24 protein-coding genes are annotated in these 24,496 nt (G+C 63.9%); 16 read left to right on the top strand and 8 right to left on the bottom strand.

The features are described 5' to 3' along the window. Window positions 1-11 precede the first annotated feature (11 nt). The 5 genes from ABIC03_RS09365 (at window position 12) to ABIC03_RS09345 (ending at window position 5,072) form a co-directional block, all read left to right on the top strand. The gene (locus ABIC03_RS09365) at window positions 12-1,097 is read left to right on the top strand and encodes an ABC transporter ATP-binding protein (RefSeq protein ID WP_275171484.1); all 1,086 of its coding nucleotides are present in this window, start codon (window positions 12-14) and stop codon (window positions 1,095-1,097) included. Then, on the top strand, window positions 1,097-1,999 hold the full coding sequence (locus tag ABIC03_RS09360; RefSeq protein ID WP_275171486.1) for a carbohydrate ABC transporter permease: 903 nt from the start codon (window positions 1,097-1,099) through the stop codon (window positions 1,997-1,999). Before ABIC03_RS09365 ends, ABIC03_RS09360 begins: the two co-directional genes overlap by 1 nt. Further along, on the top strand, window positions 1,999-2,805 hold the full coding sequence (locus ABIC03_RS09355; protein WP_007606994.1) for a carbohydrate ABC transporter permease: 807 nt from the start codon (window positions 1,999-2,001) through the stop codon (window positions 2,803-2,805). The genes ABIC03_RS09360 and ABIC03_RS09355 overlap by 1 nt, the downstream gene beginning before the upstream one ends. A 67-nt stretch (window positions 2,806-2,872) precedes the next feature. Then, window positions 2,873-3,202, top strand: coding sequence for a DUF2160 domain-containing protein (locus tag ABIC03_RS09350; RefSeq protein WP_354057322.1), 330 nt, complete (start codon window positions 2,873-2,875; stop codon window positions 3,200-3,202). Window positions 3,203-3,329: 127 nt separating this feature from the next. Further along, complete coding sequence (locus tag ABIC03_RS09345) at window positions 3,330-5,072, top strand: ABC transporter substrate-binding protein (RefSeq protein WP_275171808.1); 1,743 nt, start codon at window positions 3,330-3,332, stop codon at window positions 5,070-5,072. A 193-nt stretch (window positions 5,073-5,265) separates the two neighbouring features. On the opposite strand, the gene ABIC03_RS09340 is transcribed toward ABIC03_RS09345, so the two are convergent. The 3 genes from ABIC03_RS09340 to ABIC03_RS09330 all read right to left on the bottom strand — a co-directional run bounded on the left by ABIC03_RS09340 (window position 5,266) and on the right by ABIC03_RS09330 (window position 8,624). Continuing rightward, window positions 5,266-6,366, bottom strand: a complete 1,101-nt coding sequence (locus ABIC03_RS09340; protein WP_354057320.1) for an alkene reductase — start codon at window positions 6,364-6,366, stop codon at window positions 5,266-5,268. Window positions 6,367-6,550: 184 nt separating this feature from the next. Beyond that, the gene (locus ABIC03_RS09335; protein WP_354057318.1) at window positions 6,551-7,054 is read right to left on the bottom strand and encodes a DUF1993 domain-containing protein; all 504 of its coding nucleotides are present in this window, start codon (window positions 7,052-7,054) and stop codon (window positions 6,551-6,553) included. 268 nt (window positions 7,055-7,322) lie between these two features. Beyond that, a complete protein-coding gene (locus ABIC03_RS09330; RefSeq protein ID WP_354057316.1) occupies window positions 7,323-8,624 on the bottom strand; it encodes a lytic murein transglycosylase in 1,302 nt (433 codons plus the stop codon). 249 nt (window positions 8,625-8,873) lie between these two features. Here ABIC03_RS09330 and htpX point away from each other — a divergent pair, with 249 nt between their 5' ends. Together htpX and ABIC03_RS09320 are read left to right on the top strand one after the other, a co-directional pair. Beyond that, the gene (gene htpX / locus ABIC03_RS09325; RefSeq protein ID WP_354057314.1) at window positions 8,874-9,806 is read left to right on the top strand and encodes a zinc metalloprotease HtpX; all 933 of its coding nucleotides are present in this window, start codon (window positions 8,874-8,876) and stop codon (window positions 9,804-9,806) included. Window positions 9,807-9,941: 135 nt separating this feature from the next. Further along, a complete protein-coding gene (locus tag ABIC03_RS09320) occupies window positions 9,942-10,583 on the top strand; it encodes a tetratricopeptide repeat protein (protein WP_354057312.1) in 642 nt (213 codons plus the stop codon). Between the two features lie 194 nt (window positions 10,584-10,777). Here the strand turns inward: ABIC03_RS09320 and ABIC03_RS09315 are convergent, their stop codons facing one another. Continuing rightward, window positions 10,778-11,125 (bottom strand): hypothetical protein, encoded by a 348-nt coding sequence (locus ABIC03_RS09315; RefSeq protein ID WP_354057310.1) that lies wholly within the window; start codon window positions 11,123-11,125, stop codon window positions 10,778-10,780. A gap of 161 nt (window positions 11,126-11,286) precedes the next feature. Next, on the bottom strand, window positions 11,287-12,093 hold the full coding sequence (locus tag ABIC03_RS09310; protein WP_354057308.1) for a hypothetical protein: 807 nt from the start codon (window positions 12,091-12,093) through the stop codon (window positions 11,287-11,289). Between the two features lie 228 nt (window positions 12,094-12,321). Between ABIC03_RS09310 and ABIC03_RS09305 the strand changes: the two genes are divergently transcribed. Next, window positions 12,322-12,615 (top strand): antibiotic biosynthesis monooxygenase, encoded by a 294-nt coding sequence (locus ABIC03_RS09305; RefSeq protein ID WP_007607017.1) that lies wholly within the window; start codon window positions 12,322-12,324, stop codon window positions 12,613-12,615. A gap of 111 nt (window positions 12,616-12,726) precedes the next feature. On the opposite strand, the gene ABIC03_RS09300 is transcribed toward ABIC03_RS09305, so the two are convergent. Next, on the bottom strand, window positions 12,727-14,172 hold the full coding sequence (locus ABIC03_RS09300) for a helix-turn-helix domain-containing protein (protein WP_275171499.1): 1,446 nt from the start codon (window positions 14,170-14,172) through the stop codon (window positions 12,727-12,729). 230 nt (window positions 14,173-14,402) lie between these two features. On the opposite strand from ABIC03_RS09300, the gene ABIC03_RS09295 reads away from it, so the two are divergent. The 3 genes from ABIC03_RS09295 to ABIC03_RS09285 all read left to right on the top strand — a co-directional run bounded on the left by ABIC03_RS09295 (window position 14,403) and on the right by ABIC03_RS09285 (window position 17,007). Next, on the top strand, window positions 14,403-16,034 hold the full coding sequence (locus ABIC03_RS09295) for an isocitrate lyase (RefSeq protein WP_275171501.1): 1,632 nt from the start codon (window positions 14,403-14,405) through the stop codon (window positions 16,032-16,034). A gap of 30 nt (window positions 16,035-16,064) precedes the next feature. Next, window positions 16,065-16,271 carry a DUF4170 domain-containing protein gene (locus ABIC03_RS09290; RefSeq protein WP_007595122.1) on the top strand — a complete coding sequence of 69 codons (207 nt, stop codon included), beginning with the start codon at window positions 16,065-16,067 and terminating at the stop codon, window positions 16,269-16,271. 181 nt (window positions 16,272-16,452) lie between these two features. After that, window positions 16,453-17,007: a hypothetical protein gene (locus ABIC03_RS09285; protein WP_354057305.1), complete on the top strand. Its 555-nt coding sequence runs from the start codon at window positions 16,453-16,455 to the stop codon at window positions 17,005-17,007. Between the two features lie 125 nt (window positions 17,008-17,132). On the opposite strand, the gene ABIC03_RS09280 is transcribed toward ABIC03_RS09285, so the two are convergent. Then, complete coding sequence (locus ABIC03_RS09280) at window positions 17,133-18,014, bottom strand: metallophosphoesterase family protein (protein WP_354057303.1); 882 nt, start codon at window positions 18,012-18,014, stop codon at window positions 17,133-17,135. Between the two features lie 80 nt (window positions 18,015-18,094). Here ABIC03_RS09280 and ABIC03_RS09275 point away from each other — a divergent pair, with 80 nt between their 5' ends. From ABIC03_RS09275 to ABIC03_RS09255, 5 genes are all read left to right on the top strand, one after another. Continuing rightward, entirely contained in the window at window positions 18,095-18,586 is a 492-nt protein-coding gene (locus tag ABIC03_RS09275; RefSeq protein ID WP_354057301.1) for an NUDIX domain-containing protein, read from the top strand. 62 nt (window positions 18,587-18,648) lie between these two features. Beyond that, window positions 18,649-19,596, top strand: a complete 948-nt coding sequence (locus tag ABIC03_RS09270) for a glycosyltransferase family 2 protein (protein WP_354057299.1) — start codon at window positions 18,649-18,651, stop codon at window positions 19,594-19,596. A 67-nt stretch (window positions 19,597-19,663) separates the two neighbouring features. Beyond that, the gene (locus ABIC03_RS09265; protein ID WP_354057297.1) at window positions 19,664-20,179 is read left to right on the top strand and encodes a GNAT family N-acetyltransferase; all 516 of its coding nucleotides are present in this window, start codon (window positions 19,664-19,666) and stop codon (window positions 20,177-20,179) included. Between the two features lie 37 nt (window positions 20,180-20,216). After that, window positions 20,217-20,918 (top strand): methyltransferase domain-containing protein, encoded by a 702-nt coding sequence (locus ABIC03_RS09260; RefSeq protein ID WP_354057295.1) that lies wholly within the window; start codon window positions 20,217-20,219, stop codon window positions 20,916-20,918. Window positions 20,919-20,949: 31 nt separating this feature from the next. Further along, the gene (locus ABIC03_RS09255; protein ID WP_354057293.1) at window positions 20,950-22,119 is read left to right on the top strand and encodes a hypothetical protein; all 1,170 of its coding nucleotides are present in this window, start codon (window positions 20,950-20,952) and stop codon (window positions 22,117-22,119) included. Window positions 22,120-22,130: 11 nt separating this feature from the next. Here ABIC03_RS09255 and ABIC03_RS09250 read toward each other — a convergent pair whose 3' ends face one another. Continuing rightward, window positions 22,131-24,488: a TonB-dependent receptor gene (locus ABIC03_RS09250; protein ID WP_354057291.1), complete on the bottom strand. Its 2,358-nt coding sequence runs from the start codon at window positions 24,486-24,488 to the stop codon at window positions 22,131-22,133. Window positions 24,489-24,496: the final 8 nt, after the last annotated feature.

Here is a 24,496-nt window from a genome sequence, read left to right as displayed (position 1 = left end):
GGAGGTGCGACATGGCCCGCATTGACCTCGTCGATCTCGCCCACTCCTACGGCGGCAATGATGCGCCGCAGGACAGCTTTGCTCTCAAGCCTGTCACCATGACGTGGCGGCAGGGCGGCGCCTACGCGTTGCTCGGGCCGTCCGGCTGCGGCAAGACCACGCTGCTCAACGTCATCTCCGGCATCATCACGCCGTCGCGGGGGAAAATCCTGTTCGACGGCGAGGACATCACACCGCTGTCAACCCAGAAGCGCAACATCGCCCAGGTGTTCCAGTTTCCGGTGATCTACGACACCATGACGGTGGGGCAGAATTTGGCGTTCCCTCTGAAGAACCGCGGCGTGCCGAAGGTCGAGATCGACAAGCGCGTCGCCGAGATCGGCCGCCTGCTCGACCTCGAGCCCTATCTGAACCGCAAGGCGACACGGCTCACGGCCGATGCCAAGCAGAAGATCTCGCTCGGCCGCGGCCTCGTCCGCTCCGACGTCGCCGCCGTGCTGTTCGACGAGCCGCTCACCGTGATCGACCCCGAGCTGAAATGGCAGCTCCGCTCCAAGCTGAAGGCGCTGCATCGCGAGCTCGACCTTACGATGATCTACGTCACCCACGACCAGACCGAAGCGCTGACCTTCGCCGACACCGTGGTGGTCATGCATGACGGCCGCGTGGTGCAGAGCGGTACGCCGGCCGAGCTGTTCGACAAGCCGGCGCACACCTTCGTCGGCTATTTCATCGGCTCGCCCGGCATGAACATCCTGCCGGCCGAGGTGAGGGGCCGCGAGGCCAGGATCGGCGGTCACGTCATCGCGCTCAACCGTAGCTACGACAAGCTGCCTGATGGCGCGAAGATCGAGATCGGCGTCCGTCCAGAATTCGTTGAGGCCGTCGCGCCTGCGCCCGGCCTGCTCAGTGCGAAGATCGAACGCGTGGACGACCTCGGCCGCATCCGCTTCGCGCGGGCGCGGCTCGGTGACGCAAAACTCGCGGCACGCGCGCCGGCCGGCTTCACCAGCCCGGACGGCACGGCCGGCCTGAAATTCGACCCGTCGCACGTCCACGTTTATGTCGACAGCCTTCTGGTGGAGGGAGCCGCCTGATGGACAAGACCGTCAACCAAAAAGCCTGGTTCCTGGTGCTGCCGGTGTTCCTGGTCGTCGCCTTCTCGGCAGTGCTGCCGTTGATGACGGTAGTGAACTATTCGATGCAGGATACCTTCGGCAACAACCAGTTCTTCTGGAACGGTGTCGGCTGGTTCAAGGAATTGCTCGATCCTTCGACCGATCTCGGCGGCCGTTTCCTGGCTTCGCTCGGCCGCAATCTGTTCTTCTCGCTGGTGATCCTCGCGATCGAGGTGCCGCTCGGCATCGTGGTCGCGCTGTCGATGCCGCGCCAGGGCTGGACGGTCGCGGCCTGCCTCGTCATCCTGGCGCTGCCGCTGCTGATCCCGTGGAACGTGGTCGGCACGATCTGGCAGATCTTCGGCCGCCCCGATATCGGCCTGCTCGGCTATGTCCTCAACGCCATCGGCATCGACTATAATTACGTCTCCAACGAGATCGACGCCTGGGTCACCGTCATCGTGATGGACGTCTGGCACTGGACGAGCCTGGTCGCGCTGCTCTGCTACGCCGGCCTGAAGTCGATTCCCGAAGCCTATTACCAGGCGGCGCAGATCGACGGCGCCTCGCGCTGGGCGGTGTTCAAGGCGATCCAGCTGCCGAAGATGAACCGCGTGCTGCTGATCGCGGTGCTGCTGCGCTTCATGGACAGTTTCATGATCTACACCGAGCCGTTTGTGGTGACAGGTGGCGGTCCCGGCAATTCGACGACCTTCGTGTCGATCGAGCTGGTCAAGATCGCGCTGGGCCAGTTCGACCTCGGCAAGGCCGCCGCACTGTCGCTGGTCTACAACCTCATCATCTTGATCGTCTGCTGGATCTTCTACACCGTCATGACCAATGCCGGCGCCGAGCGGAAGCCGCAGGAAGGAGCCGCGTGATGCACTCGATCCCCGGCCGTCGCCTCATTATGGCGCTGTTCTTGATCTTCCTGCTGTTGCCGATCTACTGGCTCGTCAACATGAGCTTCAAGACCAACGCCGAGATCGTCTCGACGATGACGCTGTGGCCTCACGCCCCGACGCTCCAGCATTACAAGCGCATCTTCACCGACGAGAGCTGGTATTCCGGCTATATCAACTCGCTGGAATATGTCGTCCTCAACACCATCATCTCGATCTCGGTGGCGCTGCCGGCGGCCTATGCGTTCTCGCGCTACCGTTTCCTCGGCGACAAGCATCTGTTCTTCTGGCTGCTGTCGAACCGCATGGCGCCGGCCGCGGTCTATGCCCTGCCGTTCTTCAACCTCTATTCGGCGATCGGGCTGTTCGATACGCCCTGGGCGGTCGCGCTCGCGCACTGCATCTTCAACGTCCCGCTTGCCGTGTGGATCCTGGAAGGCTTCGTTTCCGGCGTGCCGCGCGAGATCGACGAGACCGCCTTTCTCGACGGCTATTCCTTCCCGCGCTTCTTCATCAAGATCCTGGTGCCGCTGATCGCGAGCGGCATCGGCGTCGCCGCCTTCTTCTGCTTCATGTTCTCCTGGGTCGAGCTGCTGCTCGCGCGCACGCTGACCTCGGTGCAGGCCAAGCCGATCGCGGCGATCATGACGCGTACGGTATCGGCCGCGGGTATGGACTGGGGCCTGCTGGCCGCTGCCGGCGTGTTGACGATCATCCCGGGCGCGCTCGTGATCTGGTTCGTCCGCAATTATATCGCGAGCGGTTTCGCGCTCGGTCGGGTGTAGGAGATGCGCATGATCCCGAAAAGTGGAAACCGGTTTTCGGACCAGATCATGCGCAAGGAGTAAGATCATGGGATCTATTGCATGGATGGCCTGGACGCCGCCGACGGCGATCTTCTTTGTCGCGCTCGCCTGCACGTTGGCCGTGATGACCTGGCTTGGGGTGGCCTATCCCGAAGCCGAGCGCGTCGGCGTGCTGCGCATCCCGACCACGCGCGGCGACCGTCTGTTCATCTCCCTGATCACGGCGGCGGTCATCCACCTGCTCTGGATCGCTTTCGCCGGCACTGACGCCCTCGCCACGCTGCCGATCGGCGAGGACGGACTTGAAATTTCGCGCCTTTGGATCGCATCAGGAATTTCGCTGGCCACGGCCGTGCTCATTTTCCGCACGGTCTAGCCCGCGAAGGAACGGCCAGATCCGGGACCAACCCGGGTCTGTAAAAAGTTTGTCGCTGCAATGGAGGAATAACATGCGGCAGTTTAGGAGAAGGGAACGTTCATTGACCAAGAATAGCTTTCTGACGATGTCCAGCGTCGCCGCCATCGTCGCGGTGTCGCTGGCCGTCTCGGCGCCGGTGCGCGCCGCCGACGACGCCGCGATCCAGAAGTGGATCGCGGAATTCCAGCCCTCGACGCTGTCGAAGGAAGACCAGAAGAAGGAGCTGGAGTGGTTCGCCAAGGCCGCCGAGCCCTTCAAGGGCATGGAGATCAACGTCGTCTCCGAGACCATCACGACCCACGAATACGAGGCGCAGACGCTGGCCAAGGCGTTCTCCGAACTCACCGGCATCAAGCTCAAGCACGACCTCATCCAGGAAGGTGACGTCGTCGAGAAGCTGCAGACCCAGATGCAGTCCGGCAAGAACGTGTACGACGGCTGGATCAACGATTCCGACCTGATCGGCACCCACTTCCGCTACGGCCAGACCATCGCACTGTCCGACTACATGACGGGCGAGGGCAAGGACGTCACCGACCCCATGCTCGACGTCAACGACTTCATCGGCAAGTCGTTCGGCACCGCGCCGGACGGCAAGCTCTACCAGCTGCCCGACCAGCAGTTCGCCAACCTGTACTGGTTCCGCTACGACTGGTTCACCAACGCCGACTACAAAGCCAAGTTCAAGGCCAAGTATGGCTACGAGCTCGGCGTGCCCGTGAACTGGTCGGCCTATGAAGACATCGCCGAGTTCTTCACCAACGACATCAAGGAGATCAACGGCGTCAAGGTCTATGGCCATATGGACTATGGCAAGAAGGACCCGTCGCTCGGCTGGCGTTTCACCGACGCCTGGCTGTCGATGGCCGGTAACGGCGACAAGGGCATTCCGAACGGTCTGCCGGTCGACGAATGGGGCATCCGCATGGAAGGCTGCCGTCCGGTCGGCTCCTCGGTGGAGCGTGGCGGAGACACCAACGGTCCGGCCGCGGTCTACTCGATCACCAAGTACCTCGATTGGATGAAGAAGTATGCGCCGCCGCAGGCCCAGGGCATGACCTTCTCCGAATCGGGTCCGGTGCCGGCGCAGGGCAACATCGCCCAGCAGATGTTCTGGTACACCGCCTTCACCGCCGACATGGTGAAGCCGGGCATCGCCGTGATGAACGCGGACGGTACGCCGAAGTGGCGTATGGCTCCGTCGCCGCACGGTTCGTACTGGAAGGAAGGCATGAAGCTCGGCTACCAGGACGCTGGCTCGCTGACGCTGCTGAAGTCGACCCCGGCGGATCGTCGCAAGGCAGCCTGGCTCTATCTCCAGTTCATCGTCTCCAAGTCGGTGTCGCTGAAGAAGAGCCATGTCGGCCTCACGTTCATCCGTGAATCCGACATCTGGGACAAGTCGTTCACGGAGCGTGCGCCGAAGCTCGGCGGCCTGATCGAGTTCTACCGCTCGCCCGCGCGCGTGCAGTGGACCCCGACCGGCAACAACGTGCCCGACTATCCGAAGCTGGCGCAGCTGTGGTGGCAGAACATCGGCGATGCGTCGTCCGGTGCGAAGACGCCGCAAGCCGCGATGGACTCGCTTGCCGCTGCGCAAGATTCCGTGATGGAGCGTCTGGAGAAGTCCGGCGTGCAGGGCGCCTGCGGTCCGAAGCTGCACAAGAAGGAGACGGCCGAGTACTGGTTCGCCAAGGCCCAGAAGGACGGCACGATTGCCCCGCAGCGCAAGCTCGCCAACGAGAAGCCGAAGGGCGAGACGGTCGACTACGACACCCTGATCAAGTCGTGGCCGGCCCAGCCCCCGAAGCGCGCGGAAGCGAAGTAAGCGCCGCGTCGAGCGACATCAAAAAACGAAAGGCCGGGAGCAATCCCGGCCTTTTTCCTTTTTATTGTCGTGGATTTGCTTCCACACCGTCATTGCGAGCGAAGCGAAGCAATCCAGAGTCTTTCCACGGAGGTAGTCTGGATTGCTTCGCTTCGCTCCTCGCAATGACGGAGGATGGAGCGACGACGACGCCTTACTCCGCCGGTTCAGCCGCCAGCGTTGGATAGTCCGTGTATCCCTTCGCGCCGCCGCCGTAGAACGTGTTCTTGTCCCAGTCGTTCAGCGTCGCGCCCTGCTTCAGCCGCTCGACGAGGTCGGGGTTGGAGATGAACGGCTTGCCGAAGGCGATCAGATCGGCCGCGTTCGCCTCGAGCACCCTTGTGGCAAGGTCGAAATCATAGCCGTTGTTGGCGATGTAGGCGCCGGGGAAGCGCTTGCGCAAGCCGGCATAGTCGAACGGCGCGATGTCGCGCGGACCGCCGGTGGCGCCTTCGACGACGTGGAGATAGACCAGCTTCAGCGCGGCGAGACCATCGACGATATGGTCGTAGAGGGCTTGCGGGTTCGAATCCGAGATGTCGTTGGCCGGCGTCACCGGCGAGATGCGGATGCCGGTGCGCTCGGCGCCGGCTTCGGCCGCGACGGCCTTGGAGACTTCCAGCATCAGCCGTGCGCGGTTCTCGATCGAGCCGCCATAGGCGTCGGTACGCTTGTTGGTGCCGTCCTTGGCGAACTGCTCGAGCAGATAGCCGTTGGCGCCATGGATCTCGACGCCGTCGAAGCCGGCCTCAAGTGCGTTCTTCGTGGCGCGCTTGAAATCGTCGATGATCCCTGGAATTTCGGAGAGCTCGAGCGCACGGGGCTCGGAGACGTCGGCGAAGCCGCCGTTGACGAAGGTTTTGCCCTTGGCACGGATCGCGCTCGGCGCCACCGGGGCTGCGCCATTGGCCTGAAGGTCGACATGCGAAATGCGGCCGACGTGCCAGAGCTGGATGAAGATCTTGCCGCCGTGCTGGTGCACCTGATCGGTCACCTTGCGCCAGCCGGCGACCTGGTCCTTTGAGTAGATGCCGGGCGTGTCCTGATAGCCCTGGCCCTGCTGCGAGACTTGGCTCGCTTCGGTAATCAGAAGTCCCGCCGAGGCGCGCTGGGCGTAATAGTCGGCGGCGAGCGCGCCCGGTACGAAGGTGCCGGGAACGGCGCGGTTGCGCGTCAGCGGCGCCATCACGAAACGGTTCGCCAGCGTGATCGGGCCGAGCTTGTAGGTCTCAAACAATTTGGTCGAACGGCTCATGAGAATGCTTCCAGGCGGTGAGAGGTCCGGAACACTTGTGCATTGCGACACGAGGCGCAAGGGAGGAGCCATACGGAAAGCGCAGGCGAGCTGCGCACGGACCTTGCGCAGCTTAATTCATGTGCAATGGCGGGCCGCGGCAGTGGATTTGATCTCCCTGCCGCGGTCGCACGAGTTGGAAAACTCAGTTCGCGCCCATGTAATCGCGCTTTCCGATTTCGACGCCGTTGTGACGCAAGATCCCGTGGGCGGTCGCGGCATGGAAATAGAAGTTCGGCAGCGAGAACGCGCTCAGGAATTGCTGGCCCTTCATGGTGATGGACTTGTCGGGGCCGGCCGGGAAGGTGACATCCTTGGTGTCGGCGCCCTCGAACTGCGCCGGCTTGAACGATTTTACATAGTCGATGGTCTTGGCGAGCCGCTGCTTCAATTCGGCAAAGCTGGTCTCGGTGTCCGGTGTGGACGGCACTTCGCTATGGGTCAGCCGGGCGCAGCCCTTGGCTGCGAAATCGTTGACCAGCTGGATCTGCTTCGAGAGCGGCAGCATGTCCGGAAACAGGCGGGAGCCGAGCAGGACGGCGGGATCGACCTTCTTGGCCGCACAATGCGCCTCGGCTTTCGTGAGCAGGCCGGTCAGGCTGTTCAGCATTTGCAAATAGGCGGGAACGACGGCGTCGTGGAAGGACATGTGATGCTCGCTCTGTGGTGGGGAAATCTCAGGAGAAAAACCTGAGCCACTCACATGGGAACCTCATGGAAAAATACAATCGCGCGAGCGGCTTGTGCAGTGCGAAAATTCTACCGAGCGGGCTTGTGGTGCTATCGGCGCCATACCCCCGCTGTCATCGTTAGGCTTGACCGGACGATCCAGTACTCCGAGGCAGCTGTGGTTGTATCGATAGGCCGCGGCGTACTGGATGCCCCGCTTTCGCGGGGCGTGACAGCGATTCTAGTGCTTAGCGGATCGTGGCCGCCGGCTGCGCCTGCGCCGTGCCGCCGCGCATGCGGGCGAGCAGCTCGGCCGTCGGCCAGGAATCGGCCGGCAGACCGTATTTGATCTGCATCGCCTTCACCGCGGCGCGGCTCTGCTGGCCCAGCACGCCGTCGACCTTGCCGACGTTGAAGCCGGACTGGACCAGAAGCTGCTGCAATTGCTTGAGCTCGTTGAACGGCAGCTGCGCGACCGGTGTGGACGGCTTTCGCATCGGAGCCGCGCCCGCGATGCGGGTGGCGAGATAACCCGCGGTGGTCGAATAGATCAGCGAGTTATTCCACTCGGTGTAGGCCGCGAAATTCGGGTACGCCATGAAGGCCGGACCAAAGCGTCCCATCGGCAGCAGCACGGAGGCCGCGAGATTGTCGTTCGGCAGCGGCCGGCCGTCGGGATAGGTGACGCCGAGTTGCGCCCATTTCGAGCGCGGCTCTCGCACCGTGAGGTCGGTCTGATCCCACGGCAGGTTTTGCGGCACCTTGATCTCCTCCAGCCACGGCTCACCGCGCCGCCACTTCAATCCGTTGGCGATGTAGTTCGCGGTCGAGCCGATCACATCGTCCTCACTGCGGAGGAGATCGCGACGTCCGTCGCCGTCATAGTCGACGGCATAGTTGACGTAATGCACGGGCAGGAACTGGGTCTGTCCGAGTTCACCGGCCCAGGAGCCGACCATCTCGTCGGGATGCAAATCACCGCGGTCGATGATCTTCAGCGCGGCGATGGTCTCGTTCACGAACATCTCCGAGCGGCGGCAATCATAGGCCAGCGACACCAGCGATTTCAGTGTCGGCAGATTGCCCATGTTGACGCCGAAGTCGCTCTCCAGTCCCCAGAACGCGGCAATCACCGCCGGCGGCACGCCGTATTCCTTTTCCGCGCGGGCGAATGCGGCCGCATGTTGCTTGATGTGCTGCTGGCCGTTCTGCATGCGATAGGGCGCGGCCATGCGGCCGGCAAATTCGGTGAAGAGCTGGCCGAACACGCGCTGGCCGCGGTCGCGATTGACGATGCCCTGGTCGTAGACGAGGTAAGGCGAGGCCGCCGCGATCGTCCGCTGCGACACGCCGGCGGCAACGGCCTGCTGCTTCACGTCGGCCAGGAAGCGATCGAAGTTCGCGCCATTATGGCACGACGCCGCGCGCGGCGAGGGCGCGGTGGCCCTGGGGGCCGCCGGCTTTGCGGGTGGCGGAGCGAACTGGGCGGAGGCGGGAAGGGCGAGCGTGAGCAGGGCGGCGGCCGCGATCGCAAATCGGGTCTGGAGCATGAGGTTTCCGGCGGGGAAGGGGCGTGGGGAATCTTGCCAAAGCTTAAGGGAATTGAGCGCCTCAAACCATCCCTTCGTCATGACCGCGCAGGCGGGACAAGCCCGGGCATGACGGAAAGGCAATGTTGGGCCAGTGCCGCGTCTCCGCGACGCACCCTGAAACCTTGCACGTGGACGGGGGTCATCCCTACCTCATGCTCGCCGGCCCGCAACGCCTCCAGCGGCCACGGCCGGCCTCGGGAGACGGCCATGAACTATCTTCGTACCGCAATGCTGCTCGCAGGCCTCACCGCCCTGTTCATGGGCGTCGGCTATCTGATCGGCGGTGCCGGCGGCGCCATGATTGCGCTCGTCATTGCCGCGGCGACCAATCTCTTCACCTACTGGAACTCCGACCGGATGGTGCTGTCGATGTATGGCGCCCATGAGGTCGACCGCAGCAGCGCCCCGGAGCTGGTCGGGCTCGTCGCCGAGCTTGCGGGCCGCGCCGGCTTGCCGATGCCGCGCGTGTTCCTGATGGACGAGCCGCAGCCCAACGCGTTTGCCACCGGGCGCAATCCCGAGAATGCCGCGGTTGCGGTCACCACCGGGCTGATGCGCCAGCTCAGCCGCGAGGAGCTCGCCGGCGTGATCGCGCACGAGCTCGCTCATATCAAGCACCACGACACGCTGCTGATGACTGTGACCGCGACCATTGCGGGTGCGATCTCGATGCTGGCGCAGTTCGGCATGTTCTTCGGAGGCAACCGCGACAACAACGGCCCGGGCATCGTCGGCTCGATCCTGATGATGATCCTTGCCCCGATCGGCGCCATGCTGGTGCAGATGGCCATCAGTCGTACGCGCGAATATGCCGCGGACAATCTCGGCGCACGCATCGCTGGTCAGCCGATGTGGCTGGCATCGGCGCTGGTGAAGATCGAAGGCGCGGCGCATCAGGTCCCGAATGTCGAGGCGGAACGAAATCCCGCCACCGCGCACATGTTCATCATCAATCCGCTGTCGGGTCATGGCGTGGACAATCTGTTCGCCACCCATCCCTCGACGCAGAATCGCATCGCGGCGCTTCAGCAGCTCGCAGCCGAGCTTGGTGCGCAGGCGTCGCCGTCGGTCGGCGCCAATGAGAACTATCCGCCGCGAAGCCCGTGGGGCCGCTCGTCCTCGCGCGGTCCTTGGGGTTGATGCAAGACGCGGCCCTAATTTGCGCGCTTTGTGACCTGTCGCACACAGGGCGGTCCCGGCCGGTGTTAACACCCTGCCGTGACAGTTCCTGCGAAAGGGGATGCGTGGCCGGCCCTTTGCCTGCCGCCGTCGAAGATGACCAAAGCTGCGGTACCATTGTTGATCGTCCTGGGCGTGCTGATTGGCCTGTCCACGCACACCGTCGTCAATTGCGGGGACGAGGACGACCCGGACATCTGCTCGGCGGTGATCGGCTTCTCGCCGTTGCGCGGCTCGCTGATCGCCTTCGCCTATGAGGGGCGCGGACGGATCGCGCTACGCCACGGCGACTGGCGGCGAGCGATCGCGGATTTCGACGAGGCCATCCACCTCAATCCCAACCGCGCCTCGCTCTATCGCGATCGGGCGCTGGCGCGCCGGCAGAACGGCGACCTCGAACTTGCCATCGAGGATTATGACGAGGCGATCGCGCATGATCCCAGGCACGCCGGGCCCTATCACCAGCGCGGTCTCGCGCTCGCCGCCACCGGCGATCTGGATCGCGCGATCCTGAGCTACAACACTGCGGTTCGCGTCGACCCCTCGGATGCGCAGTCTCGGCTTGACCGCGGCCTCGCCTTCCTTGCCCGCGGCCAAGCGGATGAGGCACGCGCCGATTTCGAGGCCGCGCTGGCGCTGCCCGCCGGCAAGGATGCCCACACCCGCGATGCGGCGCGCGCTAAGCTCGCCGAACTGGCAAGCGCCGAGCCGACCCGCCTCGCCGCGCCAGGAAGGTAGAGATATCTGGAGCTGCGTGCGCCGCTGCAACCCTCTCCCCTTGTGGGAGAGGGTGGCTCGCCGGGAAGCGGCGAGACGGGTGAGGGGTATCTCTCCGCGCGTGAGCCTGCTGCGGGTGAAATCCGCGGAAACAACCCCTCATCCGGCGCTTCGCGCCACCTTCTCCCACAAGGGGAGAAGGAAGAAAGTGAGCGCTACTTCGCCTTCTTGGCTTTGGCCTTCTTCGCCTTCTTCACCGGCTTTTCCTTGGCGGCTTTCTTCTCCACCTTCACCGCGACCGGTGTGCTGGCGGCGATCCGCATCGACCGTGCGTAGCTGTCGGCGACGTTGTCGGCGGACATCTGCAGGCGTTTGGCGGCGGCGATGGCCTGCTCCATGGTGGTCTTGGCCATCATCTTGAAGCGATCGCCGGTCTCCTTGCTCTTGGCCTTGGCCGCAAGGCCGTTGAATCGATCCCGCCGCTCCTTGGCGCGGGTCATCAGGCCCGTATGCAGCTGTCTGGCCAGTTGCCGGATCACGACATCCAGGTCGGCGTCCGCCATGTTGTTCTATCCTCTTCGAAAACAGTATCGATGCGGGCGGGACTATGCAGATCGGCCTCCACCTTGGCAATTCCCGGCCACACGTCATCCCAGCTTCCGGTGAAAAACAAAAGAGCCGCGCTGCGCGCGCGGCTCTCTGGCTCGGTTTGGCGTTTTTGGCCTTACTTCAGCGAGGCGACCGGGCCGCTTGCCGCTGCCGGATCGGGGTCGAAGCCGAACACGCCGACCAGATATTTGTAATAGTCCGGCAGCTTCTCCTTGAGCGCCTCGCGCGACTTCGGGTCGTGGAATTCGCTCTTCCCGGCCAGGAAGATGCTGGCGGTCACCGCAAAGAATTCCATGTGATTCTTCAGCGCATAGGATTCCTTGGGCAGGAGATCCTTGGACTTGGCGTAGGCGTAATAGCCGATCACGCCCTTGTTGGCGTAGCCGTCCGGCAACAGCCGCGCGTGGTAGGCATGCAGGAGCTCGTGCAGCAGCACGGCTTCCTTTTCGTAACGCATCATGTCCGGCCGCAGCATGATCACGCCGAGGCCCGAATCGACCGCGAGGTCGACGGCATTGGGATTGGTCCAGCGCTGCGTGGCATGGTCCCAAACAGTGAGCGTCCGCGGCACGCGGCGCTCGACGTTCGGAGCGACCCGGCCGTAGCACGCGGTTGCGGCGCCTTCGTCGAGGCAGGCGAGTTCGCTGGCGATGATCGGGACGGTGCGGAAGAAGCGCAGCACGCGCGGCGAAAGGCCGGCTGCCTCGACCACGTCGATCTGGCTCTTCACATTGTCGGTGAGCTTGTCGACATCCTTGCGGTCGGAATTCTCCGACAGGTCGAACATGTAGCCGCGGTAGCTCTGGAAGCCCGGCGGTAACGCCTGCGCTGCGCCGGCGGACGCATCAAGCGGTCCGGCATGGGACGGATTGGCAAAGAGCGCGCCGACAATGGTCGCGGTCAGCAGCAACGCAATGCGCATGATGAACCCCCTGATGTCACTTCACGCGGCAGAATAAGCCGCCGTTGTTTGCGAAAAGTGAGTGGGGCGAGACTAAGGCAGCGATGTTGAGGCGTGCTTAATCGATGGTTGCAGATCGCTGAAGTCAATTAGTACCGGGTTAACCAAGCGTGGATTGCCCGCGCGGTTCGGCGTAGCATGCGATCCGGGCACCGAGCCCCAAACCAGATTGCCGGAAGGGAGGATGCCATGTACGCCGCCATCCGTCAGGCCAAGGCAAAAAGCGGGAGCGCCGAAGAGCTGGCGCGCCGTATCAAGGAAGGCGCCGTTCCGATCATCAGCGATGTCGACGGCTTCCGTGCCTATTACGTCGTCTACGCCGGCGACGACACCGTCACGGCGATTTCGATCTTCGACAAGTTCGAGCAGGCGGAGGAGGCGAACAGGCGTGCGATCGCCTGGATCGAGAAGGATCTGGGCGCGCTGCTTGCAGGCGACGCCCGCGCCGCCGCGGGTCCGGTGATCGTGCATACGCTGGCGTGAAGCCTTCGTCATTGCGAGGAGCGGAGCGACGAAGCAATCCAGGCTGTCACTGCGGAGACAGTCTGGATTGCTTCGCTTCGCTCGCAATGACGAGGAGGTAGATGTGCCCTCTCACAGCTCCCGTGCATTCGAGAACGCAAAGCTCGACACCCGCCGCGTCGTCTCATCCAAAATCAGCGTGCGCGTGATCGGCGGTTCGGCGCGCTGGGCGCAGTTTTCCCGTTCGCAGAGGCGGCAGTTGACGCCGATCGGCGTGCCCTCCGTTTTCTCCAGATCGATGCCGGCAGCATAGACGAGGCGCGCGGCGTGACGGATCTCGCAGCCGAGGCCGATGGCGAAGCGCGGCTGCGGCAGCGGGTGCGGCGCGACGGGGCGGCGCACCATCTGCGCGATCGAGAAATAGCGCGTGCCGTCCGACAGCTCGATGACCTGCTTCAGCAGGCGGTCAGGCGTGTCGAAGGTCGAGTGCACGTTCCACAACGGACAAGTGCCGCCGAATTTCGAGAACGGGAACGTGCCCGATGAAAATCGCTTCGACACGTTGCCGGCATTGTCGACACGAAGCAGGAAGAACGGGATGCCGCGCGCGTTCGGCCGCTGCAGCGTCGTGAGCCGATGGCACACCTGCTCGAAGCCGGAATTGAAGCGCTGCGCCAGCAGATGGATGTCGTAGTTCAGCGCTTCCGCCGCAGCCAGAAAAGCCGGGTAAGGCATCATCACGGCGGCCGCAAAGTAGTTGCCGAGCGTGATGCGGAACAGGCGGCGCGGTGTGTCATCGAGCGGCCCGGCGCGGCCGATGATGGTCTCCAGATGCTGCGCGCATTCAACCAGGCCGAGCTGAAAGGCGAGCTGGAACGCGCGGCCGGGCGGGTCGACCAGCTCGGAGATCAGGAGCTGGCGGCGGTGGCGGTCGAAGCGCCTCAGCGTCTCGCGCATCACGTCCACCGGCATGATGCGGGTCTGGATTGAATGCTTTTCGCGCAGCCGTGCCGCGAGCGCCGCGTAAAGCTCTTCGGCCGGCACGTTGAGCTCGTCGCGCAGAGTCTCCGCGGCCTGCTCGAGTTCCGGAAAGTAGTTGCGGTTGGCCTCGATCAACTCGCGGACGCGCTCGACCGGATTGGCCTCATAGCGGGTGCCGACGTCGCGGTCGGCCATTTGTGCCGCGGCCAGCGTCTCGCCCTGGCGGGCCTCGGTATAGGCGGCATAGAGCCGTTGCAGCGCATGGGTGACGCCGGGGCAAAGCTCGGCGAGATCGCGCAGTTCCTGCTTGGGAACGTCGATCTGGCGGAACAGCGGGTCGGAGAAGATCTCGTTGAGTTCGGCGAAAAAGCGGTCCTCGTCGGCGGTCGCGAGGTCGCGCAGGTCGAGATCGTAGGTTTCGGCCAGCCGCAGCAGGATCTGGGCGGTCACCGGACGCTGGTTACGCTCGATCAGGTTGACATAGCTCGGCGAGATCCCGAGCCCCTCGGCGATCTGGGTCTGCGACAGCCCCAATTGCTGCCGGATCCGCCGGAAACGCGGGCCGACGAAGAGCTTTTTGCTGGAACCGGCGGGCATTCTCAGGCCTCCAGAGGGACATCAAGGACAGCCTTGCTGACCTTTTTGTATTTACAATATTTACAAAGTGACATCTATTACAAGTACCGATGTTACATGACATCACCATTCAAATACAAGCACACTATACGAGCTGAGCTTTCTCGCGTTTAGCTTCTGACACGCATCTCGCAATGCATTGTCAAGAATGTCGATGGCTGGTGGCCATCGTCAGCGAAAGGATCAGGCACATGAATTACCAACCCCGTGGCATCAGCACCCTCCAGGCCCCCGCCTCGTATCAGAGTGAGGTCGAGGCGGCCCGGTCGCTCCTGGAGACCCAGCCGACCTGGAACGGGGTGTCGGCCGAGGCGGTCGCCCGCATGCGCCTGCAGAATCGCTTCAAGACCGGCCTCGACGTTGCCCGCTATACCGCGGCGCTGATGCGGGCCGACATGGCCGCCTATGACGGCGACCCCACCAAGTACACGCAGTCGCTGGGCTGCTGGCACGGCTTTATCGCCCAGCAGAAGCTGATCTCGGTCAAGAAGCACTTCGGCAAGACCGATCGCACCTATTTGTATCTGTCCGGCTGGATGATCGCGGCGCTGCGTTCCGAGTTCGGCCCGCTGCCGGACCAGTCGATGCACGAGAAAACCTCGGTGCCGGCGCTGATCGAAGAGCTCTACACCTTCCTGCGTCAGGCCGATTCGCGCGAGCTGAACGATATCTTCCGCAACCTCGATAAGGCCCGCAAGGAAGGCGACAAGACCCGAGAGAAGGAGTTGATCGAGAAGATCGACAACTTCCAGACCCATGTCGTGCCCGTCATCGCCGACATCGACGCCGGCTTCGGCAATGCGGAGGCGACCTATTTGCTCGCCAAGAAGATGATCGAGGCGGGTGCCTGCGCGCTCCAGATCGAGAACCAGGTCTCGGACGAGAAGCAGTGCGGCCATCAGGACGGCAAGGTCACCGTGCCGCACGAGGTGTTCCTGGCCAAGATCCGGGCCTGCCGCCACGCCTTCCTCGAACTCGGCGTCGAAGACGGCATCGTCGTGACCCGTACCGACTCGCTCGGTGCCGGCCTGACCCAGCAGATCGCGGTCAGCCACAAGCCCGGTGACCTCGGCGACCAGTACAACAGCTTCCTGGATTGCGAGGAAGTGACGGCGGAGAACGCCCGCAATGGCGACGTCATCATCAACCGCAACGGCAAGATGATGCGTCCGAAGCGGCTGCCCTCCAATCTCTATCAGTTCCGCCCGGGCACCGGCGAAGACCGCTGCGTGCTGGACTGCATCACCTCCCTGCAGAACGGCGCCGACCTGCTCTGGATCGAGACCGAGAAGCCGCATATCGAGCAGATCGCCAAGATGGTCGACCGGATCCGCAAGGTGGTTCCGAACGCGAAGCTGGCCTACAACAACTCGCCCTCGTTCAACTGGACGCTCAACTTCCGTTGGCAGGTCTACGACGCGATGAAGGAAGCCGGCCAGGACGTCAGCAAGTACAATCGTGCCGAGCTGATGAAGCCGGAATACGACGATACGCCGCTGGCGAAGGAAGCCGACGAGCGCATCCGTACCTTCCAGGCGGATTCGGCCAAGCGTGCCGGCATCTTCCACCATCTGATCACGTTGCCGACCTACCACACGGCGGCGCTCTCGACCGACAATCTGGCGAAGGAATATTTCGGCGACCAGGGCATGCTCGGCTACGTCAAGAACGTCCAGCGCGCCGAGATCCGTCAGGGTATCGCCTGCGCCAAGCATCAGAACATGGCCGGCTCCGACATCGGCGACGACCACAAGGAATACTTCGCCGGCGAGGCTGCCCTGAAGGCTGGCGGCGCCCACAACACGATGAACCAGTTCGGCTAACGCATCACGCTAATCGACAGGAGACTGACAATGACCAATAGCAATTTCTGGGTGATCGGCGGCGAGTTCGGCTCGATGAACTTCCACAAGCTGGTGGAAGGTTCGGCCCAGGTGCAGGGTCCATTCAAGACCCGCAAGGAGGCCGAGGACGCCTGGCGCTCGGTCTCGGAAGAGAACCGCCACAAGGCGGGCGTCCGCTTCTCGATCGTGGAAGAGCCGTCGCGGGTCTCGGCCTGATAACCTGAATAAGAAGACGTCCAAGGACGGAGGGTCCCATCCGGCGCAAGCCGGGTGGGACCGTCTGTTTTTGGCACAGGTGAACGGCCTGTGGGCACCGTAAGTAACTGGAATTGTAGGGCCTTTGCGGACACTTTGGTTGCTGATAGGTTAATCCGGCCAAGTGAGGACGAGGCCGCCAATGTCAGAGCCCGAGACCAGCGGGATCCATCCCAGCCAGCCGCGCCCGGTGCGGCTGCGCGATGCGCTGTTGCGCGCGCGGATCGAGGCCGCCGACCGGACCGGCGTCGTCGTCGATTTGCGCGATGCCGAGGTGGCGCGGCTCGAGATCCTCAACGATTCGCTCGATCCCCTGTTCGCGCAGGTGCCTGAGCAGATCGACCTGTTCGACCGCGGCATCAGCCAGGGCGATACGCCCAGGCTCTGGATCGACGTCGTCGCGCACATCTTGATGGGGCGCGACAAGCGGATGTACCGCTTCGTGCAGGACACCCGCTTCGGCCGCATCGTGCTCGCCGAATCGCACGACACGTCTGTCATCGTCGAGGCCGTGACCGATTACGTCGCGCGCCGCATGATCGAGCGCGAGCATGCGATGGTGGTCCCGCCCGAGCCGAAGCCCGACGTCGCGCCGCCGCGGCGCCGCTCGCGCCTCTGGCCATTCGTGTTCGGTTTTGTGCTCGGCGCCGCTGCGCTGTTCGGCGTTGCCGTGCTCGCGGCCCTGCGGAGCTGGTGAGGCGTCGTCATTGCGAGAATCCCGCGACAAAATTGCGAAGCAATTTTGCGCTGGCGACGAAGCAATCCAGGCTGCCTCCGCGGAGGGACTCTGGATTGCTTCGCCGCGCTCGCAATGACAGCGGTTTAAATCAACTTCACATGCTTGATCTGCCCGATCTGAAATCCGGCCCCCAGGCTCCGCACCGTCTGCTCGCAACGCCAGCCGATGTTGTCCTTCTCGATCGTGAACAGATTGTACGCCGCAGCCGGGGTGTGCCCGTGCGCGAGCGCGGAGGCCGAGGGCACGCCGATTGCGGGAATGTTGCCGTTGGATCCCTCGAACCACATCGTCGAATGAATGTGGTCGTGTCCGTGCAGGATCAGCTCGACGCCGTGGCGTTTCAAGACCGTCAGCAGCCCGGCCGAGTCAGTCATCCGCTTGTGACGCGCGCCGGACTTCAATGGATGATGCACCAGCAGCACGCGAAAGACGTCCTCGGCCGCGAGCTGCTCGAGCACCTCTTCGAGCGATGCGAGCTGATTGCGTCCGAGCGTGCCTGTCGCCATCAACGGCAAGGTGGGCACCGCCGTGGACAGGCTGATCAGCGCGAGCGGCCCGCGCCGGCGCAGGCTCGGAAAGCCGATACGGCCATCGTCACCCGCAAGATAGGGCGCGAATGTTTCGCCGAAGCGATGAGAGGTGGCGCGGACATAGGCGTCGTGATTGCCGGGAATCGTGGTGACGCGGTCGGGCGGACCGACGCCCTCGAGCCAGGCGCGCGCCGGCGCGAACTCCGCCTCCAGCGCGAGATTGACGAGATCGCCTGTGACCGCGATGTGGTCGGGACCTTGCGCCTTCACGTCGGCGACGAGTGCGTCGAGCACCTCGCGGCGCTGGTACTTGTGACGGTTGCGCGTCCAGTTGACGTAGCCGAGCGCGCGCTTGCCGGCGAGCTCGATCAACCGCGGCTTCGGCAGCGGCGGCAGATGCGGGTCGGATAGATGGGCGAGCGTGAAGGGGGCCATGGGGCGCGATTGCCTCGCTATTCGCCCGCTGTAATGGCAAGGTCGCAGGCCAGGTGCAAGCGCGGCATCGAGGGAGCCCGATGGCGGAACGTCTGAACAGCGTCCGACGGAGATTCGAGCCGCTGCTGCGGCGAATCTTCCACGTCTATTTCCTGCTGGTCCGCGGCATGACGCTCGGCGTCCGCGCGGTGGTGCTGGATGCCGACACCAGGGTGTTCCTGGTCAGGCACAGCTACGTCACGGGCTGGTATCTGCCCGGCGGCGGCGTCGATCTCGGCGAGACCATGGAGCAGGCGCTGCGGCGCGAGCTCAAGGAGGAGGGGGATATCGATCTCACCGGCGACGCCGTGCTGCACGGCATCTTCCTCAACAGTCACGTCTCCCGCCGCGACCATGTCGCGGTCTACGTCGTCAGGCAGTTCAAGCAGGATCGCCTGCCCGCGCCCAACCACGAGATCGCCGAGTGCGGGTTCTTCGCGGTCACCGCGCTGCCCGAGGGGACCACGCCCGGCACGCGGCTGCGGATCGCGGAAGTGCTGGACGGCAAGCCCTTGATTGCGACGTGGCGATGATGGCGGCCTGTGCTAGTAAATCGCCGCGCCTGCGGTGTCGGCGCAGGGACGAGGGATGAAGATTGTCTGAATCGACAAGGCCATGGCCGTTTCGGGTCGCCGTGCTGGTGCCCTGCTACAATGAAGAAGCCGCCGTCGCGACGGTCGTCGCCGATTTCCGCAAGGCGCTGCCTGCGGCCGAGGTCTACGTGTACGACAACAACTCGACCGACCGTACCGCGCCGGTCGCGCGCGAGGCGGGAGCGATCGTGCGCAGCGAACGGCGCCAGGGCAAAGGCCACGTCGTGCGCCGCATGTTCGCGGACATCGAGGCCGACATCTACGTGCTCGTCGATGGCGATGCGACCTACGACGCGCCGAGCGCGTCGCGCATGATCGACCAGCTCCTCGATGAGCATCTGGATATGGTTGTCGGTCTGCGTGTCGATCAATCGCAAGCGGCCTACCGGCGCGGTCATCGCATCGGCAACCGGCTGTTCACCGGTTTCCTGGCATCGACCTTCGGCCACGCCTTCAAGGACATCCTGTCCGGTTACCGCGTGTTCTCGCGCCGCTTCGTCAAATCCTTTCCCGTCCTGTCCGGCGGTTTCGAGATCGAGACCGAGTTTGCGGTCTATGCGCTGGAATTGTCGCTGCCGGTCGCCGAGGTCGAGACGCCCTATTACGCGCGCCCGGAAGGCTCCTTCTCCAAGCTCAATACGTGGCAGGATGGGTTGCGCATCTTCAACACGATGCTGAAGCTCAACCGGTCGGAGCGGCCGCTGCGGTTCTTTTCGGCGATCGGCATCGTCTTCGCGCTGCTGTCGATTGCTTTCGGGCTGCCGGTCGTGATCACCTTCCTCGAAACTGGCCTCGTACCGCGCCTACCGACCGCCGTGCTCTCCATGGGTCTGATGATCATGGCGCTGCTTTCGGCTTCGTCCGGGCTCGTGCTCGACACTGTGACGCGCGGACGGCGGGAAATGAAGATGCTCGCCTACCTGTCCCAGCCGCCGCTCGGGAGGACTTGAAATTGCCCCCGGGGCCGGGCGCAATCCCATGGACCGCTGCCCTCCAAGGTGATATCCCGCCGACGCGATGAACGATCTCTCCCTCACCATCCGGTCGGAAGCCGCCGGCGATGCTCAGGCCATCGAGCGGCTGCACGAACGCACCTTCGGGCCCGGCCGCTTCGTGCTGAGCGCGTACCGCATCCGCGAGCATGTGGATCATGTGCTCGATCTATCCTTCACCGCCCGCGTCGGAACGTTGCTGGTCGGATCCGTTCGGCAATTGCCGATCTGCGTCGGCGACACGCCGGCACTGCTGCTCGGACCCCTGACGGTCGAGCCTCCGTTCCGCAGCCGTGGCGTCGGCCGGCTTTTGCTCGAGCGCGCGCTGAAGGATGCGAAGGCTCAGGGCCATCGCCTGGTGCTGCTGGTCGGCGACGAGCCCTATTACAGTCGCGTCGGCTTCAAGCAGGTCGCCAAGGGGCGCGTCACCATGCCGGGCCCGGTCGATTACAGCCGGCTCCTCGTCATTGAGCTCGTCGAAGGCGCGTTCGAAGGTGTGTCGGGGCCGGTCGGTCCCGACTGGAGCCAGCCGCGAACCTGACGCGCCATCGCTTCGAAGCTCAGATGAAGGTAGGGCAGTGCCGGTCGATCAGCAATATTACCGTGAAGTGGCGTCCGGGAGCACGGCGGAAAAGCTGCTGATCGCGGCGCGCGACCGCATCTTCCAGGATTTCATCGCCCAGATGCAGCCGTCTGCCTCGGACGGGATCCTGGATGTCGGCGTGTCCGACGTGATCAACGACGGCGCGAACGTGCTGGAGCGAAGCTACCCGCATCAGCACAAGATCACGGCCTGCGGGCTCGGCGAAGGAATAGGTTTCAAGGCGGCTTTTCCGCGTTGCCGTTACGTGCAGATCGAACCCAATACACGGCTGCCGTTCGACGACAATGCGTTCGATGTCGCGACGTCCAATGCCGTGCTCGAGCATGCCGGCAGCCATCGAAATCAGGTGCTCCTGGTCGAGGAGCTTTGCCGCGTCGCGCGGCGGGTGTTCATCACGGTGCCCAACAGGTTCTTTCCGGTCGAGCACCACACGGCCATCCCGCTGGCGCACTATCTGGACGGCACCTTCAGGATCGCCTGCATGATCGCCGGCAAGTCGGAATGGACCGACGAGCAGAACCTGATCCTGATGACGCGAAAACGGCTGCTGGAGCTCGCCGCGCTGGTTGCCAAATCTGCGAGTGCCAAGTCGTCCAACTCTAAGTCCGCGACCGTGGGCTACACCGGTCTATCGCTCGGCCCGCTATCGTCCAATCTCTATCTTGCATTCCGCTGAAGCAGCGACGGCTCCCCGCAGCATGATCCCGATGAACAAAATCCACGCCAGCAAAGCCGTCTTCGCCGTGTTGTTTCTCGCGGTGCTGGTCGGCCATTTCTGGACCATGATGCGATGGAACGAGGCGCGCGGCGTCTATGACGACATTTGCTACCTCAGGCAGGCGCATCTGTTCCAGAGGTTCGGACTGGTACAGGGCTTCGACACCAACCTCGCCCGCGACGACGATGGCTATCAGCAAGCAAAGCTGAAGGAGATCGGCTACCCCGACTGGAACGATACGACCGCTGCGCCCTGTCACAATCTGATGCCGGCCACGGGGAAGGTCGTCATTCAATACCCGCCGGGTGTCGGCCTCGTGTTGGCGTTGTTTCCGCCCGGTCACCAGGTCGTGCCCATGTACATGCTGGCGACCATTGTCGTCCTCGGCTTGGCGCTGTTTGCGCTTTCTCTTGCGCGCAGCATGAGGTCGGTCTTGATGGCCGGGACGTTCGGCTGTCTTGCGATCTACCTGATGGTCAATCCGGTCAAGGCGAGCTATTCGATGGCCCCGACCGTCGTCGTGTGCGCGCTCGCAGGATGTCTCACGGCGCGATGGCTGGCGGGCCCGCGATCTCAACCGGGGATCTGGCTGCTGGCGCCAATCGGCTTCTTGCTCGGATTGACCGTCGATTTCCGGTTGGCCAACCTTTTCCTGGCGTCCGGCTATGGCGTGTTTCTCCTCGTCGCGTTTCTCGCGGAACGAACATGGTCCCGGTTCTTGCAAGGGGTCGTGTTCGGCGTCGCGTTGCTGGCCGGTGTGATCCCGACCATCGTCTCTTACGCCGTCAACGCCGGCAGTCCGTTCGCATCGACCTATGGCAACAACCCCGATGTCAGGCCGCTGGATTTTTCGTTCGCGGTGGTCCGGGACTATCTCGCCGATCCGCTCCAGACCTTGCTGATCGTCATCGGAATTGTGGGCTCGATCTGGCTGTTGCGGCAGGCGAACGGCATTCGTCGCGTCGCGTTGCTCACGTTGGCCAATCTGGCGCTCAACCTCGCCTTCTTCTTCACCTATCCGATCGCGACGCCATACTACACGATCCCCATTTCTCTCCTGACATTGTGGACCCTGCTGTTTGCCGTGCTGTTTCAGGAGGAGGCAGAGGAGGCCCCTGAAACAGCCGCTTTCAGCCAACGCGCGATGAAGTCCGGCTAGCTATCGCGCTTTCAGAACTTGAAATTCGCAAACGCCCGCACGCCGATGCCGGGCATCAACACCTCGTCCTTGGTGTAGGACACCGAGTTGCGGATGTTCTCGTTGAGGAGATTGTTGCCGACGAGGCCGGCGATCATCTCGCGCGCGCCGAATGCATTCGGGTTGAGCTTGGTCTTGTAGCTGACCTCGGCCTTCAGCAAATTGTAGCCCGCCGTCGGCGTCTCCGCGATCACGGCGACGTTGTTCTGAGCGAAGGCGTGCAACAGATTGACGCGCATCAGCCAATTGTCGTCGCGCCAGAACACGCCGCCGCCCAGTCTCACCGGCGGAATTCGCGGCACGTTGGTGCCGTCGGTGAAGGTGGCACGGACCACGTCGAACTGGTTCTCGATGCCCCAGATGCCGCCCTGGAATGCTCCGACATCGAGCTGCGACTGGAATTCGCCGCCGCGGAAATTCGCGTCCCGCTGCGAATAGACCGCCTGGTTCACCTCGGCGCCGGGTGTGCCGCACGAGGCAAAGTCTTCGTCGCACATCACGCCGGTGAGACGGCGATAGATGAAGTTGTTGAAGTGCGTGTAGTACACGGTCGCCTCGAACCGGAACGGCCCCGTCGCCTTGCGCAGGCCGACCTCGACGGACTTCGCGGTCTCGATGCCGAGGTTGGGGTTGCCGATGTCGAAGGTCGCGGTCGCATCATGCGCGCCGCGCGAGAACAGCTCCGCCGCCTTCGGCGCGCGCTCGACATATTGCGCGGTGATGCTGCCGACCAAGCCGCCCGGCAGGTCCTGCAACAGGCCGATGCTGCCGCTCTTCGGCGTGAAGGACGGATTGCGGCCGATACCCGCCTGCGGCGTGCCGTCGGGCAGGAAGTCCGCGGGAAAATCCGGCGTCGTGCCGTGCAGCTCGACATGTTCGATGCGGCCGGCGATCTGCGCCCGTGTCGCGTCCGTGAACTTGAACTCGTTGAAGGCGTATCCAGCAACGCGCGTGCTGTTGTTCGGGTCCCACAGGCCGTTGAACAGCGTGCCCGGATTGTCCGGGCTCGGCGCGCTCAATTCCTGATGGCCGACCTGGAAGCCCAGCGCCGTCGTCACCTCGGCGAAGCGCGCGTTGAACGGCATCAGCTGCACCTCGGTGCGGATCTCCTGCTCCTTGTTGGTGAAGGTCTGCCGCACGCCGTCGGTGTTGGGATCGGCGGGATCGGCAAGCCCGATCTCGTTGTGGCGATAGTCGGTCGCACCGGCCCAGAAGCGAACGACGTCGATCGCCGTAGCGTCGGGATGGTACTCGCCCTTGACGTTGATCTTGGTCTGATGGCCGTCGATCCGCGTGTTGTGGTCGGCGCCGTCGATGCCGGGAATGTGGTAGAGCGAGTCGTTCTGCGTGATCGCCGCGCCGATATAGCCGCCCTGGAAGAAGTACGAGCCGCCGATCGAGGCGCCGTCCGAGCGTGTCGCCGAATTGGGCTGGCGTCCGTTGGCGACGGTCCGCGTCTGGTCATTCAGATACGGGTAGCTCGGGATGCTGTAGTCGGTGGTGTTGCGCCCGTAGACGTCGGCATGGAACGCAAAATTGCCGCCGCCGGTGTCGAGCAGCACGCCGCTTTCGACGCCGCGGTCGACCGAACTGAACGCGCTGCGCGTCTCGGCGGTGACGCAAGGCGACGTCGCGGCCGTTGCGAGGGGCGCCTTGGCCGGCATGCCGTAAGCCTGGAACGATGGAGCGCAGGACGGCAGCGCATCCGGAATCCGGTTGTTGGTGGCGCTGACGACGCCTCCAATCGAGGTCGATCCGTAGCGCAGCGCAGCCGGCCCGCGCACCACCTCGACCTGGTTGGTCGCCAGCGGATCGATCGGGACGAAGTGATCCTCGCCGAGATCGGAGGCGCCGCCGGAATTGGTGCCGTTCTCGACAATGCCGACGCGGTTGACGTCGAGCCCCCGGATGATCGGCCGGCTGGAGGCGCCGGGCGCAAAGCTCGAACCGGTGATGCCCGGCTTGGAGAACAGGAGATCGCCAAGCTGGCCGCCGCCCTCGCGGCGGATCTCCTCGTTCGGCACCACCGTGACGGTCGCGAACTGGTTGGTGACGATCGCCAGCACGCCCTGCTGAGGTGCGGTCGGCGTGGAGGCTGCCGGCGTGGCGTCCGCGGTGCGTTCGTGGCTGCGGGCCCGCGCGGTTCGCGTGGGGCGGCCCGGATTGCGGGTCGGCACCACGGCCCTGCGTACGATGGGGCTCGGAGCCGTCACGGTGACGGCGGGGATCTCGGTCGCTGATTTATCCTCGGCGAGCGCCGAGGTGGCGGCGCCGAGCAGGAGCAGGCTTGCTCCACCAAGACGCTGCGCGCGCCGCAATTTGAATGACATGGTCCTGA

Source organism: Bradyrhizobium sp. RT6a, assembly GCF_040547675.1.
Lineage (GTDB): Bacteria > Pseudomonadota > Alphaproteobacteria > Rhizobiales > Xanthobacteraceae > Bradyrhizobium.
The sequence above is the reverse complement of the archived record's forward strand: the minus strand, read 5'-3'. Positions and strand labels throughout refer to the sequence as shown.

Coding starts and splice junctions, on each gene's coding strand:
- ABIC03_RS09305 (WP_007607017.1), top strand. CDS start 12,322: ATGTACGCCGCCATCCGTCAGGCCAAGGCAAAAAGCGGGAGCGCCGAA.
- ABIC03_RS09360 (WP_275171486.1), top strand. CDS start 1,097: ATGGACAAGACCGTCAACCAAAAAGCCTGGTTCCTGGTGCTGCCGGTG.
- ABIC03_RS09355 (WP_007606994.1), top strand. CDS start 1,999: ATGCACTCGATCCCCGGCCGTCGCCTCATTATGGCGCTGTTCTTGATC.
- ABIC03_RS09255 (WP_354057293.1), top strand. CDS start 20,950: ATGAACAAAATCCACGCCAGCAAAGCCGTCTTCGCCGTGTTGTTTCTC.
- ABIC03_RS09285 (WP_354057305.1), top strand. CDS start 16,453: ATGTCAGAGCCCGAGACCAGCGGGATCCATCCCAGCCAGCCGCGCCCG.
- ABIC03_RS09310 (WP_354057308.1), bottom strand. CDS start 12,093: ATGCGCATTGCGTTGCTGCTGACCGCGACCATTGTCGGCGCGCTCTTT.
- ABIC03_RS09335 (WP_354057318.1), bottom strand. CDS start 7,054: ATGTCCTTCCACGACGCCGTCGTTCCCGCCTATTTGCAAATGCTGAAC.
- ABIC03_RS09280 (WP_354057303.1), bottom strand. CDS start 18,014: ATGGCCCCCTTCACGCTCGCCCATCTATCCGACCCGCATCTGCCGCCG.
- ABIC03_RS09315 (WP_354057310.1), bottom strand. CDS start 11,125: ATGGCGGACGCCGACCTGGATGTCGTGATCCGGCAACTGGCCAGACAG.
- ABIC03_RS09330 (WP_354057316.1), bottom strand. CDS start 8,624: ATGCTCCAGACCCGATTTGCGATCGCGGCCGCCGCCCTGCTCACGCTC.
- htpX (WP_354057314.1), top strand. CDS start 8,874: ATGAACTATCTTCGTACCGCAATGCTGCTCGCAGGCCTCACCGCCCTG.
- ABIC03_RS09290 (WP_007595122.1), top strand. CDS start 16,065: ATGACCAATAGCAATTTCTGGGTGATCGGCGGCGAGTTCGGCTCGATG.
- ABIC03_RS09320 (WP_354057312.1), top strand. CDS start 9,942: ATGACCAAAGCTGCGGTACCATTGTTGATCGTCCTGGGCGTGCTGATT.
- ABIC03_RS09345 (WP_275171808.1), top strand. CDS start 3,330: ATGTCCAGCGTCGCCGCCATCGTCGCGGTGTCGCTGGCCGTCTCGGCG.
- ABIC03_RS09350 (WP_354057322.1), top strand. CDS start 2,873: ATGGGATCTATTGCATGGATGGCCTGGACGCCGCCGACGGCGATCTTC.
- ABIC03_RS09250 (WP_354057291.1), bottom strand. CDS start 24,488: ATGTCATTCAAATTGCGGCGCGCGCAGCGTCTTGGTGGAGCAAGCCTG.
- ABIC03_RS09340 (WP_354057320.1), bottom strand. CDS start 6,366: ATGAGCCGTTCGACCAAATTGTTTGAGACCTACAAGCTCGGCCCGATC.
- ABIC03_RS09275 (WP_354057301.1), top strand. CDS start 18,095: ATGGCGGAACGTCTGAACAGCGTCCGACGGAGATTCGAGCCGCTGCTG.
- ABIC03_RS09300 (WP_275171499.1), bottom strand. CDS start 14,172: ATGCCCGCCGGTTCCAGCAAAAAGCTCTTCGTCGGCCCGCGTTTCCGG.
- ABIC03_RS09265 (WP_354057297.1), top strand. CDS start 19,664: ATGAACGATCTCTCCCTCACCATCCGGTCGGAAGCCGCCGGCGATGCT.
- ABIC03_RS09365 (WP_275171484.1), top strand. CDS start 12: ATGGCCCGCATTGACCTCGTCGATCTCGCCCACTCCTACGGCGGCAAT.
- ABIC03_RS09295 (WP_275171501.1), top strand. CDS start 14,403: ATGAATTACCAACCCCGTGGCATCAGCACCCTCCAGGCCCCCGCCTCG.